The sequence below is a fragment of the Nocardiopsis sp. MT53 genome, from assembly GCF_019598965.1.
Lineage (GTDB): Bacteria > Actinomycetota > Actinomycetes > Streptosporangiales > Streptosporangiaceae > Nocardiopsis > Nocardiopsis changdeensis.
In genome coordinates this window covers 3,414,222-3,427,488 of the sequence record NZ_CP080599.1, presented here as the reverse complement: position 1 = coordinate 3,427,488, position 13,267 = coordinate 3,414,222, and the positions used below count along the sequence as shown (strand labels likewise).

11 protein-coding genes and 1 CRISPR repeat array are annotated in these 13,267 nt (G+C 71.9%); of the genes, 3 read left to right on the top strand and 8 right to left on the bottom strand.

Annotation, left to right across the window (positions count from 1 at the left end; genetic code table 11):
• The first annotated feature begins 17 nt into the window (after window positions 1-17).
• The gene (locus K1J57_RS15305; protein ID WP_220565077.1) at window positions 18-851 is read left to right on the top strand and encodes an arylamine N-acetyltransferase; all 834 of its coding nucleotides are present in this window, start codon (window positions 18-20) and stop codon (window positions 849-851) included.
• Window positions 852-914: 63 nt separating this feature from the next.
• Window positions 915-1,611: a CRISPR direct-repeat array (repeat unit 26 nt; unit sequence CGGTCCATCCCCGCGTGCGCGGGGCT).
• 106 nt (window positions 1,612-1,717) lie between these two features.
• On the opposite strand, the gene K1J57_RS15300 is transcribed toward K1J57_RS15305, so the two are convergent.
• The 7 genes from K1J57_RS15300 to K1J57_RS15270 form a co-directional block, all read right to left on the bottom strand.
• Window positions 1,718-2,296: a trifolitoxin immunity protein gene (locus K1J57_RS15300; RefSeq protein ID WP_220565076.1), complete on the bottom strand. Its 579-nt coding sequence runs from the start codon at window positions 2,294-2,296 to the stop codon at window positions 1,718-1,720.
• Between the two features lie 11 nt (window positions 2,297-2,307).
• On the bottom strand, window positions 2,308-2,739 hold the full coding sequence (locus K1J57_RS15295) for a hypothetical protein (RefSeq protein WP_220565075.1): 432 nt from the start codon (window positions 2,737-2,739) through the stop codon (window positions 2,308-2,310).
• A gap of 49 nt (window positions 2,740-2,788) precedes the next feature.
• Window positions 2,789-3,436 carry an HAD family phosphatase gene (locus K1J57_RS15290; RefSeq protein WP_220565074.1) on the bottom strand — a complete coding sequence of 216 codons (648 nt, stop codon included), beginning with the start codon at window positions 3,434-3,436 and terminating at the stop codon, window positions 2,789-2,791.
• Window positions 3,437-3,557: 121 nt separating this feature from the next.
• Entirely contained in the window at window positions 3,558-5,165 is a 1,608-nt protein-coding gene (locus K1J57_RS15285) for a glycoside hydrolase family 3 protein (RefSeq protein ID WP_220565073.1), read from the bottom strand.
• Window positions 5,166-5,273: 108 nt separating this feature from the next.
• Window positions 5,274-5,762, bottom strand: coding sequence for a PTS glucose transporter subunit IIA (locus K1J57_RS15280; protein WP_220565072.1), 489 nt, complete (start codon window positions 5,760-5,762; stop codon window positions 5,274-5,276).
• 104 nt (window positions 5,763-5,866) lie between these two features.
• Window positions 5,867-6,106, bottom strand: a complete 240-nt coding sequence (locus K1J57_RS15275; protein ID WP_220565071.1) for a glucose PTS transporter subunit EIIB — start codon at window positions 6,104-6,106, stop codon at window positions 5,867-5,869.
• 100 nt (window positions 6,107-6,206) lie between these two features.
• On the bottom strand, window positions 6,207-7,250 hold the full coding sequence (locus tag K1J57_RS15270) for an SIS domain-containing protein (RefSeq protein WP_220565070.1): 1,044 nt from the start codon (window positions 7,248-7,250) through the stop codon (window positions 6,207-6,209).
• 266 nt (window positions 7,251-7,516) lie between these two features.
• Here K1J57_RS15270 and K1J57_RS15265 point away from each other — a divergent pair, with 266 nt between their 5' ends.
• On the top strand, window positions 7,517-8,254 hold the full coding sequence (locus tag K1J57_RS15265; RefSeq protein ID WP_220565069.1) for a GntR family transcriptional regulator: 738 nt from the start codon (window positions 7,517-7,519) through the stop codon (window positions 8,252-8,254).
• Window positions 8,255-8,302: 48 nt separating this feature from the next.
• On the top strand, window positions 8,303-9,682 hold the full coding sequence (locus tag K1J57_RS15260) for a PTS transporter subunit EIIC (protein WP_220565068.1): 1,380 nt from the start codon (window positions 8,303-8,305) through the stop codon (window positions 9,680-9,682).
• 339 nt (window positions 9,683-10,021) lie between these two features.
• On the opposite strand, the gene secA is transcribed toward K1J57_RS15260, so the two are convergent.
• The gene (secA, locus tag K1J57_RS15255) at window positions 10,022-12,865 is read right to left on the bottom strand and encodes a preprotein translocase subunit SecA (RefSeq protein WP_220565067.1); all 2,844 of its coding nucleotides are present in this window, start codon (window positions 12,863-12,865) and stop codon (window positions 10,022-10,024) included.
• Window positions 12,866-13,267 lie beyond the last annotated feature (402 nt).

The window sequence follows — 13,267 nt, the reverse complement described above, 5'->3', positions numbered from 1 at the left end:
ACGAGAGGAGATCCGCCATGACGACCTCATGGGGCACCGAGGCCCTGGACCTGACGGCCTACCTGGACCGGTTGGGGGTGCCCGCACAACGGCCGGACGGGGAGTACCTGGACCGGCTGCACGAGGCGCACATCAGGGCGTTCCCCTTCGAGACCGTGGACGCGCTCCTGGGCCGGTCCCCGGCGGTCGACGTCCGGGGCGTGCAGGAGAAGTTCCTGGGCGGGGGGCGGGGAGGGTACTGCTTCGAGCACGGGGTGCTGTTCGCGGCCGCCCTGGAGCGGCTGGGCTTCGAGGTGCACCGGCGGCTGGGCACGGTCGGCCCCGCAGGCGAGAATGCACGGACGCACCTGCTGGTCGAGGTCGTGCTGGACGGCCGGCGGCTGCTGGCCGACCCGGGGTTCGGCTCGGGCATGCGGCGGCCGATCGCGATGGAGGACGGGGCCCGGAGCAGCGGGGGCGGGATGACCTTCGGCCTCGCCCGGGTGGCCCGCGGGCGGTCGCGGGGCTGGGAGCTGCGCAAGCAGCGGGGGCAGGGGTGGGAGCCGCTGCACGTGACCCACGAGTCGGAGGTGTACCCGGTGGACCTGGTCGCGGGGAACCACTTCGTCGCGACCCACCCGGACTCGGTGTTCCGCAGGATGCTGGTGGTGACGGGCTTCCTCCCCGACGGGATCCACGCCAGCCTCACCCAGGACTCGGTCACCCTCCGCGCCCCGGGCTCCCCCACCCGGCACGGGGAGCTGGCGCCGGAAGACCTCGACCCGTGGCTGGACCGCCTCGGCGTGCGCCTTCCGGAGGACGACCGCGCCCTCCTCCACAAGCGCCTCGCCGACCTCCCCTCCCCCACCTGACCACCCGAACGGCCCCGCCGGCGCGGCGCCAACGCCCCGCTGCCCGGTCCGGCAGAGCCGTCCCGGCCCGTCCCCGCGTGCGCGGGGTTGACGCCGACGGCAACGCCACCTGGTACAGCGTGACGGGTCCACCCCCGCGTGTGCGGGGCTTGCGGGGTGCGTGACCAGTACCTCCAGCGCAACACCGGCCCATCCCCGCGTGCGCGGGGCTGACGAGCCGGGGGGCGATGGTGTACGCCCAGCTGTCGGTCCATCCCCGCGTGCGCGGGGCTGACTGGGCGAGCACGGACGGGACGGCGGCGTCGATCGGTCCATCCCCGCGTGCGCGGGGCTGACGCCGTGACCGTCCAGGTCCACGGCCGCCTCAGCGGTCCATCCCCGCGTGCGCGGGGCTTGCGCGGTGGCCACTGGCCAGGGGGGTGGCCACCCCGGTCCATCCCCGCGTGCGCGGGGCTTGCGGGGCCCGCTCCCGGGCGCGGCGGACGGCCGCCGGTCCATCCCCGCGTGCGCGGGGCTTGCGCCAGGGCCCCCGTGACGGAGCTGCGGGCTCGCGGTCCATCCCCGCGTGCGCGGGGCTTGCTGGATCAGGTGCGGGGGTGCTGCCGGGGCCGCCGGTCCATCCCCGCGTGCGCGGGGCTTGCCAGGTCGGCAGCCGAAGGGGGAACCTCTCCCGCGGTCCATCCCCGCGTGCGCGGGGCTTGCGTGCCCGACATGAGGAAGTTCTCGTAGAACCCCGGTCCATCCCCGCGTGCGCGGGGCTTGCAGTTAATGACCTGGGACAACGCGGCGCGTTATCTCTCCGAGACCTTCCCAGGAGGGCGGCGTCCCGCGTTCGATAGTCAGCGTGGCAGGTACGGAGCGCGGGCTCAAGGGGCGGCCAAGGTCTCCCGGTGGGCGGTGACCCAACGGTGGGCGGCACAGGCCTCGGCGACGGCTCCGCGCTCCACGAACGCGCGGAGGGCGGCGTCGCCCCGGGCGGCTCCCTCTTCAATGCCGTCGGCGGTGAGGGTCTGCCACCAGAGGACGCGGTCCACCAGGGCACCCTGCGGGTCCGGCAGGCCGTAGGCATCGCGAACCGCCGCGATGGCGCGGGCCGAGGCCCCGGCCTCAGCAGTCGGCCCCAGGCCGAGGAACTGCCGGCACAGGTGCGCCATGAAGGCCACCGGCCGTCCCCCGCGGAACACCGTGTTCTTCGGCGCGATGTCGTTGTGGCAGACGGCTTCCGCACCCGCCGCGAGCGGTGTCCCCTCGGTGAGGTCGTGGAACCCGCGCAGGAGGCGGGCCGCCGCCACCGCCCCCGGCAGGTACTCCAGGACCTCGTCCCCGTCCTCGAGGCCGAGGTGGCGGGGCGCCCCCGGCCAGGACTCGAGGTGGGCGAGGAGCGCGCGGACGAACGGGCTGCCGGGCCCGGCGGGCCGGCGGACCGTGCCCCCGTCATGAACCACTCCGCCCGGCATCAGGCGAGGAGGTGGCGCAGCTCCTGGAGCGCGTACCACATGAGCTCGTGGTCGTCCGCGGCGCCGGAGTCCGGGTCGGCCACCGCTGCGGCGACGTCCGGGGCGGCGGCCTCGTCGTCGATGTGCGCGGAGGCCAGGCGCTTGTACGGGATCGAATCGCCGGTGATGCGGACGCGGACCACGTCCGGTCCCTCTCGCCCCTCCTCCTCGACCAGGTGGTCGGCCAGGTTCGCGACGAGCACGACGCGGCGGCGGGGGGCCGCGGGGTCCTGCGCCAGGAGGCGCAGCGACTCCTCGGCGGCCGCGTACATCGCCTCGTACTCCGCCTCCTCGTCGTCGGTGTCCGCCGCGAACGCCACCGGCACCCGGACCCTCCCCTCGTCGAGGACGGTCGCGAGGGCGGGGAGGGTGCTGGGCAGGAAGACGTACATCGCGGCTCTCCGGAAGGTGGGACGGTCACCCTGAAGTCTGCCGCACCCGTCAGGCGGCTTCGCGGTCCGCCGTGAGGAAGCTCCGCAGTTCGCGCGTGGTCGTCGCCACGTCGGTGTGCAGGATGCCGGTCATCCCGAGCTCCTCGGCCGTACGGACGTTGTGCTCCAGGTCGTCGATGAACACGCACTCCTGGGGCCGCAGCCCCATCCGTTGGCAGGTGTGCAGGTAGATGCGCGGTTCCGGCTTGCGCATTCCCACCTCGCCGGAGATGACCACCTCGTCGAAGGTGGTGACGAAGTGCTCGCGCGGGTAGCCGTTCCCCCACGAGTTGGACAGGAGCGCCGTGCTCGCGCCCGAACGGCGGGCGTCGCGGAGCGCCTCGTACATGTCGTGAACCGGGGCGAAGGAGGCGAACATGCGCTCGATCAGGCCTTCGGCGATCACCGGTCCCCCGTGGGTGGAGCGCAGCAGCGACGCCAGGTCGCGCTCGAAGAGCGCGGTGTCGATCTCCCCGCGCTCCAGCGCGTGCACGGGGTTGTCGTCGACCAGGCTGCCGTCGAAGTACGGGGTCATGACCTCGTAGTAGTGCGCGGCGTCGATCCGGTCGGCGGCCAGCCAGGCCCGGATCCCGTCCGGGAGCGGGGGTGTGAGCACGCCTCCCCAGTCGGAGATGACTCCTCGGCGGATGCCGTCCATCCGATCCCCTCCATCCGTGTCGTCGTATCACCCGACCTCGGATGCCCGGGATCGGGCGGGCAACGGTTCTTCCCGTTCCCCGCCCGTTTCAACCCTTCCGCCCGATCGCTCGCCCCGGCCCCTAGTAGGACAGGCCCGCGCCGAACTCGGCCGTGTCGGGGATCGACACCGGGAGCGTCCCAGTGGGCTCCACCTCCCCCGCGATGACCCGGGCGGCGGCCGCCAGGGACGCGTCGACGGCGGAGTAGACGGCGACGAACCCGTCCACGTCCGAGGAGGCCAGCGAATACGGTCCGCCCTGGGACACGGCGACGGTGGGCGCCGTGGAGCGTCCGACCGGCGCCGTGTTGGTGCCCACGATCACCGCGTCGGCGTCACCGGTGACGACTTCGAGCCCCGCCTCGGTGAGCGCGGCGGCGAGCCGGTCGGCATTGGTGCCCTCGACGCGCACCCGGGCGCCGGGGGCGAGCGGGAGGACCCCGTCGGTGTTGCGCAGCACGGTGGCGGAGGCGTCCGCCACGCGCTGGGCGGCCTCGGCGTGCTCCGGGTCGGACACGGCCTCCTCGGCCGCCGCCGGATCGACCGGGTCCGCCTCCAGGATGCCGCGCTTCTCCTTGAGGGAGAGGACGCGCAGCACGGATTCGTCGATGCGCTCCTCGGTGAGGCGCCCCTCCTCGACGGCCGCCTTGATCGCGGCGACCGCGGCGGCGGGGTCCGGCGGCATCAGTAGCTGGTCCACGCCCGCCTCCAGGGCCAGGACCGCGTTCTCCCCGTCGGAGTGGCGCTGCCGCACGCCCTCCATGTTGAGGGCGTCGGTGGTGACCACGCCCTCGTAGCCGAGCTCGTCGCGCAGGATGCCGCCGATGATCTCCGACGACAGGGTGGCGGGCTCGTCCGGGTCCAGCTGCGGCATGAGCACGTGGGCGGTCATGACCGCGTCCACGCCCGCCTCGACCGCGGCGCGGAACGGCGGCAGGTGCTCGGCCTCCCACCGGTCGCGCGGCAGGTCGATGACGGGCAGCCCGGTGTGGCTGTCCACGTCGGTGTCGCCGTGCCCCGGGAAGTGCTTGACGACGGGGACGATCCCCTGCCCGGCGTAGGCGTCGGCCTCGGCGAGCGCCATCTCGGAGACCAGGTCGGGCTCGGAGCCGAACGAGCGGATGCCGATCACCGGGTTGGCCGGGTCGGTGTTGACGTCGGCGTCGGGCGCGTAGTTGAGGTTGATCCCCAGGGCGGCCAGCTCGGTGGCGGTCGTCGTGGCGCGTAGCGCCGCCAGCTCGGGGTCGCGGGTGGCGCCGACGGCCATGGCGTCGGGGAAGCGGGTGCCGACCGGCAGCCGCACCACGAGCCCCTGCTCCTGGTCCACGCCGACGAACAGCGGGGTCGGGGAGAGCTCCTGGACCCCGTTGGAGAACTCGGCGATCTGGGCGGCGCCGGTGAGGTTGGCGTCGAAGTAGATGATGCCGCCAGGGCGGTACGCCTCGATCTGGGCGGCGTTGTCGGCGGCCGTCGTGCCCTGGGCGGTGAGCACCAGGAGCTGGCCGATCTTGGCGTCCAGGTCCATCTCCGCGAGCAGGCGCGGGGCCAGGACCGGCTCGAAGGGCGGCTCGGACGGCGACGGTTCTTCGCGTGGCGAGGTGTCCTCCTCCTGGGGTGCCGTGGTGCAGGCCGTGAGGGCGAGCAGGGCGATTCCCGCGCAGGCCAGGACTCGGGTGACGGGGCTTCTCATGTGGGACTTCATCTCCGGCGGATCGCTGGTCCGCCGGAGACTACCCCCTCGGCGGGGGTGGTCGGAACACCACGACCGACGCGCGGCGCGGCGCACCGGCCGTGGTGTTCAGGCCCAGGTGAAGAGGGTCTCGCCGTTGTCCACACCGCCCTCGGCGACGGATCCCAGGTCGCCGGGCGCGGCGTCCAGGGCGACGACCGGGACCACCGCGGGGAGCCCGCGCGCGGCCACCGACCCCGGAGACCAGCGCACGACGGGCGTGCCCGCCGTCACCTCGGCACCCTCCCCGAGCAGGAGCGTGAACCCCTCGCCCTTGAGTTTGACCGTGTCGATGCCCAGGTGGACGAGCACGCCCCGGCGCTGGTCGGGCGCCATCACCACGAAGGCGTGGGGGTGCAGTTTGACGAGGGTGCCGTCGATGGGGGCGGTGACCTCCTGGGTGCCCTCCTGCCCGCCCTCCTGGCCGGGCTCGGGGTGGACGGCGACACCGGGCCCCACCATCCCCTGGGAGAACACCGGGTCGGGCACCGTCTCCAGGGGGAGGGCGGTGCCGCGGACGGGGGACGACACGCTGAGGGATCCGTTGAGGTCTGGCATGGGGGCTCTCTTCCCTGTCAGGGGGATTTCATCCGGACCGACGGGAAACGGGCCTGCGTTCCACCCGTCGCCCGGCGCGGTGTCCGCCGTCGCGGCCGCCCGCGCTACCCGTCGATGATGTCCCGGATGTCGTCGGTGAGGGAGTCGGCCTCGGGGCCGACGACCACCTGGACGACGTTGCCGGAGATCAGGACGCCGTGCGCCCCGGTGTTCTTCAGGGCCTGCTCGTCCACCAGCGACGCGTCGGAGACCTCGGTGCGCAGGCGGGTGATGCACGCCTCGATGTCCTCGATGTTGCCCGCGCCGCCCAGACCCGCGACGATCGCCGCTGCCTTGTCCGCCATGTGTCGTCCTCCTGCTGTGCCGTGGGGACCGCTACGTCCCCGTGGGGGGAGCTTAGGGCTCCGGGACCCGGGGCGCCAGGCACCGGGTCCCGGGCGCGGCTCAGGCCGTCTGGGTGACCTTGTTGAGGCCCCGGGGGACGTCCGGGTTGTAGCCCAGGCGCCGGGCCAGCCGCTCGGTGAGGAGCTGGGCGGGGACGATGAGGTTCATCGGGGAGACCCACTCGGGCACGTCCGGGACGGGGACGGACAGGTCGCTGGCCGCGGCCAGGGCGGACCCGCCGCCGAAGCCGAACACCGGGGCGCCGGCCGAGCGGGCCCGCTCGGCCAGGGCGACCGTGCCCGCGAGGGTGGGGCCGTCGGGGGCGGCCACCAGCAGCGCCGGGGTGCGCGGGTCGACGACCGCGATCGGGCCGTGCAGCAGGTCGGCGTAGGACAGGCCCATGGCGTGCAGGTAGCAGGCCTCCTTCAGCTTGAGGGCGGCCTCCAGGGCGGTGGAGAAGGCCATGCCGCGCCCGGAGATCACCGCCCCCTGCACCGCGACCATGCGCTCGACGATCTCCTCCAGGGAGTCGGTGGGCGCGGCGAGGGTCTCCTCGATGGCGTCGGGCACCCGGTCCAGGTCGGCGGGGTCCAGGTCGGCGCCCAGGCCCAGGGCCAGCACCGCGAGGGCGGCGAGCTGGGTGTTGTAGGTCTTGGTGGCGGGCACCGCGACCTCGTTCCCGGCCCGGGTGACCAGGGCGACGTCGGCCTCGGCGGCCAGCGGGGAGTCGGCGCCGTTGGTGACGCCCACGGTGCGGGCGCCGCAGTCGGCGGCCCAGCGCATCGTCTCGACGATCTCCTCCGTCTTGCCGGACTGGGAGATGGCCACGGCCAGGACGTCGGACAGGTCGATCTTGGAGCCGTAGGCGGTGGCGATGGAGGGCGAGCCCAGGGTGGCCAGCCGTCCGGCGTGGGCCTGGAGGAGGTAGCTCCCGTACACCGCGGCGTTGTCGGAGGAACCGCGGGCGATGAAGAGCACGTGCTTGGTGGCGCGTCCCAGGGCCGCGATCTCCGAACGGAGCGGGAGCAGCTCCGCGAAGGTGCGGCGCAGCGCGTCGGGCTGCTCGGCGATCTCGGAGCGCATCACGCTCGTCGTGGTGGTCATGAGGGCCTTCCCTGCTCGTGCCGGGTGCCCGGCACTCCCGTGAAGTGGTGCGAACCGCCTGCCGTTGGGTGGATTGACACGCGGACAGAGCTATGGTCTAGTCCGGACTATACCAGTGGCTCCGGGATTGTCCCGATACCCGGGGTACAGGAGGATGTATCCCGCGCTCACGGAGCCACCGCGTCACAGGAGACCCGACCACCACCGAACCGGGAGCGCACCGCACCACCCCGACCCGTCGCCGACCGAGAAGGCCACCCGCACCCATGCCGATCGACCCCAGCAACCCGCTGCCGAAGTACGTCCAACTCCGCGACCTGCTCCTGGACTGGATCACCGAGGCCGGACTGGGCGTGGACGACATGATCCCCTCAGAGCGGGAGCTGAGCGCCTCCTACGGTCTTTCCCGCATGACCGTCCGCCAGACCATCGACCTGATGGTCTCGGAGGGGCGGCTGTACCGGGTCCCCGGCAAGGGGACCTTCATCGCACGTCCCAAGATCGAGATGTCCCTGGTCCTGGCCTCGTTCAGTGAGGACATGCGCGCCCGCGGGTACGAGCCCGGGGCGCGCGAGCTCATCCGCCAGGTCATCCCGGCCAGCGGGCACACCGCCCGCATGCTCGACATCGAGCCGGGCACCCTGGTGCACCACATCGAGCGGATGCGCACCGCCGACGACGAACCCATGGCCGTGGAGCGCTCCAACATCCCCGCGGCCATGGTCCCCGGTCTCGAGGACTTCGACCTCGCCGAACGCTCTCTGTACGAGGTCCTGGAAAACGAGTACGACATCCTGTTGGATTCCGGGGAACAGACCATCGAGGCCGGGATCTGCGACTCGGCCGACTCCCGCCTCCTGGGCCTGCCCGCTGGAAGCCCGGTGCTGGTGATGCAGCGCCGCAGCTTCACCAAGGGACAGTGCGTCGAACTGGCCCTGTCCACCTACCGCGCCGACCGCTACCAGCTGCACTCGCGGCTGGACCCGCGCCGGCACGGCGACTGACCCACCCCCGCGCCCACAAGGCGCAGGTCCGAGGGAAGGACCCCCCCTTTGAGTTCGGACAACACACCGGCCACGGCAGCCGCGGCCGGTACCCCCAAACGCTCCTCCTCCGCGCTGGCCACCCTGCAGCGCTTCGGCCGCAGCCTGATGATGCCCATCGCGGTCCTGCCCGCGGCGGCCATCCTCCTGCGGCTGGGGCAGAACGACCTGCTCGGTGCCGACGGCCTGGCCTCGATCAACGGCCTGGCCTGGATGCAGCGGGTCGCGGACGTGGTGGGAGCCGCGGGCGACTCCCTGTTCCAGGCGATGCCGCTGCTGTTCGCGGTCGGCGTCGCCATCGGGTTCGCCAAGCGCGCCGACGGGTCGACCGCCCTGGCCGCAGTGGTGGGCTACCTCGTCTTCGACCGGGTGTCGAAGCTGCTCTTCTTCCAGGGCGGCAGCGAGGTCGGTGAGCGGGTCACCCTCGAATCGGGCGGCGAGTTCATCGTCAACTGGGGTGCCAAGAACCCGAGCGACGTGCTCGGCGGCATCGTCATCGGCCTCCTGTCGGCGTGGCTGTGGCAGCGCTACTACCGGATCAAGCTCCCGACCTGGCTGGGCTTCTTCGGCGGGCGCCGCTTCGTCCCCATCCTCATGGCGGGCGTGGGCATCCTGGTGGCCGTGGCGTTCGGGCTCATCTGGCCGCTGATCGGCTCCCTGATCAACTCCCTCGGCGAGTGGATCATCGGGCTGGGCGCGGTCGGGGCCGGGATCTACGGCGTGATCAACCGCCTGCTGCTGCCGCTGGGACTGCACCACATCGTCAACTCGGTCGTGTGGTTCGTGTTCGGCTCCTACACCGACCCCGAGACGGGCGACGTGTACCTGGGCGAGATCAGCCGCTACCTGGCCGGGGACCCGGACGCGGGCGGCTTCCTGTCGGGCTTCTTCCCGGTGCTGATGTTCGGCCTGCCGGGTGCGGCGCTGGCGATCTGGCGCTGCGCCCACCCCTCGCAGCGCACCAACATCGGCGGCCTCATGATCGCCGCGGCGCTGACGGCCTTCGTCACCGGCATCACCGAGCCGATCGAGTTCGCGTTCATCTTCATCGCCCCGGTCCTGTTCGGCGTGCACATCGTGCTGACCGGCATCTCGATGGCGGTGCTCAACGCCCTGGACACCCAGTTGGGCTTCGGGTTCTCGGCGGGCCTGATCGACCTGTTGCTCAACGCCACGAAGTCCAATACGCAGGGCCTGTGGATCATCCTCGCGATGGGCGTGGCGTACTTCTTCCTCTACTACTTCGTGTTCATGTTCCTCATCAAGAAGATGAACCTGCCCACCCCGGGCCGCGAACCGGCGGAGGGAGCCGAGGCGGCCGCCTCCGCGGGCGCCGACGACCCCGGCGGGCCCGCCCCGAAGCGGTCGGGCTCCGGGGACGGGGACTGACCGGTCCGTCCGCGGCGCGGGCCCGCACCCTCCCGGGTGCGGGCCCGCGCCCGTTCACGCCGCAGGTCCACCCCCCGCGCCCCGACCTCGGCGGCACACCCGGGGTGGGGCAGCGGCCTTCCTGTCAGCCAACGCCTCTCAGGCCGCCCTCCGGGGGCGGCGGAGGCGCACCCCGTCCGGGAGCGCCCACCGACCGCGGGGGCGCAATCTGGGCGGCCGACTTCCCGTCGGCGACCACTTCCCGGACCGCCCTCCGGGAGCGGCGGCACGCCCGGGGCGGGAACACGTGTGGGCGCGGTCCCCTCGGGGAGCGCGCCCACAGGCGTGTTTCAGCGACGGCTACCGGTTGGCCGGGTCACCGTGGCACTTCTTGAACTTCTTGCCGGAGCCGCAGGGGCACGGCGCGTTGCGGGAGACGCCCGCGTACTCGTCGTTCTCCTCGCTGTGGCGCTCGACGGAGCCGTCCTCGCTCGGCGCGGAGTACTGGAGGCGGCTGGGCTGCCCCTCCCCGAAGCCCGGGACCACCACGTCCTCGGCGGCATCGGCCTCCTCGGTGGGCGCCTCGGCCTCGGCGGCCTCCGCGTCCTCGTCCACGGCGGTGGCCACGGCCCCGGCACCGGAGCTCCCGCCCACGGTCGCGGCCGTGGTGGCGGCCGCGGCGGCGGTGAGCTTGGGCTCCTCCTTCTTGCGGACCTGCACCTCGAGGTTGAAGAGGTAGCCGACCGACTCCTCCTTGATGGCCTCCAGCATCTGCTGGAACATGTCGAAGCCCTCGCGCTGGAACTCGATCAGCGGGTTGCGCTGGGCCATCGCGCGCAGGCCGATGCCCTCCTGGAGGTAGTCCATCTCGTAGAGGTGCTCGCGCCACTTGCGGTCCATGACCTGGAGGATGATGCGGCGCTCGACCTCGCGCATCGCCTCCTCGCCCAGCTCGGACTCGCGGGCGTCGTAGGCGGCGAGGGCGTCCTCGACCACCCGGTCGGCGATGAGCTGACCGGTGAGGGTGTGCAGGTCGCCGTTCTCCTCGATGAACTCGTCCACCGTGAAGCTGATCGGGTAGACCTGCTTGAACGCGCGCCACAGCTTGTCGAGGTCCCAGTCGGCCGGGTCGCCCTCGGCGGTCTCCTCCGTGACGTAGCCGCGCAGGACCTCCTCCAGCATGACCAGCACCTGGTCGCGCAGGTCCTGGCCCTCCAGGACCTTGCGGCGCTCGGCGTAGATGACCTTGCGCTGCCGGTTGAGGACCTCGTCGTACTTGAGGACGTTCTTGCGGATCTCGAAGTTCTGGGTCTCGACCTGGCCCTGGGCGGAGGCGATCGCCTTGCTGACCATGCCGGACTCGATGGGCTGGTCGTCCGGGATGTTCAGCTGGTTCATGAACACCTCCAGACGGCTGCTGTTGAACAGGCGCAGCAGGTCGTCCTGGAGGGACAGGTAGAAGCGGGACACACCCGGGTCGCCCTGGCGGCCGGAGCGGCCGCGCAGCTGGTTGTCGATGCGCCGGGACTCGTGCCGCTCGGTGCCGAGCACGTACAGGCCGCCGAGCTCGACGACCTTCTCGTGCTCCTCCTCGTACTCGGACTTGGCCTTCTCCAGCGCGTCCGGCCAGGCCGCCTCGTACTCCTCGGGCGTCTCCAGCGGGCTCAGGCCGCGCGCCTGGAGCTCCTCGTCGGCGAGGAAGTCCGGGTTGCCGCCCAGCATGATGTCGGTACCGCGTCCGGCCATGTTGGTGGCGACGGTGACCGCGCCGAGCTTGCCCGCGCGGGCGATGATCGCGGCCTCACGGGCGTGGTTCTTGGCGTTGAGGACCTCGTGCGGGACGCCCTCGCGCTTGAGCATCCGCGACAGCAGCTCGGACTTCTCGACGCTGGTGGTGCCGACGAGGACCGGCTGGCCCTCCTCGTGGCGCTCCGCGATGTCCTCGGCGACCGCCTGGAACTTGGAGTCCTCGTTCTTGTAGACGAGGTCCTTGACGTCCTCGCGGATCATCGGCTTGTTGGTGGGGATGGGCACCACGCCGACGCCGTAGGTCTGGTGGAACTCCGCGGCCTCGGTCTCGGCGGTACCGGTCATGCCCGCGAGCTTGTCGTAGAGGCGGAAGTAGTTCTGGAGCGTGATCTTGGCGAGCGTCTGGTTCTCGTCCTTGATCTTGACGCGCTCCTTGGCCTCGATGGCCTGGTGCATGCCCTCGTTGTAGCGGCGGCCCGCCAGGACGCGGCCGGTGAACTCGTCGACGATGAGGACCTCACCGTCCTTGACGATGTACTCCTTGTCGCGGCGGTACAGCTCCTTGGCCTTGAGGGAGTTGTTGAGGAAGCTGATCAGCGGGGTGTTGACGGCCTCGTAGAGGTTGTCGATGCCCAGCCAGTCCTCGACCTTGGCCACACCGGACTCGGTGATGCCGACCGTGCGCTTCTTCTCGTCGACCTCATAGTCCGTGTCCCGCTTGAGGCGGGGCGCGATCTTGGCGAACTCGCCGTACCAGCGGGAGTTCTGCTCGGAGGGGCCGCTGATGATGAGCGGGGTGCGCGCCTCGTCGATGAGGATCGAGTCGACCTCGTCGACGAGGGCGAAGAAGTGGCCGCGCTGGACGGTGTCCCGCAGGGACAGCGCCATGTTGTCGCGCAGGTAGTCGAAGCCGAACTCGTTGTTCGTGCCGTAGGTGATGTCGGCCTGGTAGGCCTTGCGGCGCTCGGCCGGGGTCATGTTGGGGCTGACCACGCCGACCTCGAGGCCGAGGAAGTGGTAGATGCGGCCCATGTTCTGGGCGTCGCGCTTGGCCAGGTAGTCGTTGGTGGTGACGACGTGGACGCCCTTGCCCGCGAGCGCGTTGAGGTAGACCGCGAGGGTACCGGTCAGGGTCTTGCCCTCACCGGTCTTCATCTCGGCGATGTTGCCCAGGTGGAGCGCGGCACCGCCCATGAGCTGGACGTCGAAGTGGCGCTGGCCCAGGGTGCGCTTGGCGGCCTCGCGGACGGTGGCGAACGCCTCCGGGAGGAGGTCGTCGAGGGACTCGCCGTCCTCGTGGCGTTCCTTGTACTCCCGGGTGAGGTCCCGGAGCTCCTCGTCGGAGAGGTCGACGTACTCGTCCTCGAGCGAGTTGATCTGGTCCTTCAGCTTGTTGAGCCGGCGCAGGATCTTTCCCTCACCCGCGCGCAGGAGCTTGCTGAGTATCCCTGGCACTTCCTATGCGCTCCTCGCAGATCGCGGTTGGCTCCACGGCACGCGTGGAGATCAGATCTAGGCCCGCTGACCGCTGTCCCGTGGCCGCGGAGGGCGGCGGGGGGTCCCTGGGCCCTCGGGCCTACATCCTAGAGGACGTGCACCCTGTACCCGGTCCGCTCGGCAACGGAGGGACGGGAGGCCCTTTCCCCCAGGTGAACGATCGAAACAGCGGAGAATGTTCCCCTCGCACGTACGGGCGCCCAGGTGCCGTGCGCGCCCGGCGCCGGAGATTCACACCGTTTTCCAACCGTCGCGGGCGGACGGGCCGCGCGGGCGCGCCCGCCGGAACCCCCGTCCGGTGGACAGCCCCCGTCCGGTGGCACCCGCGGCGGACGGACGGTCGGGGCGGGGCGGGGCGGG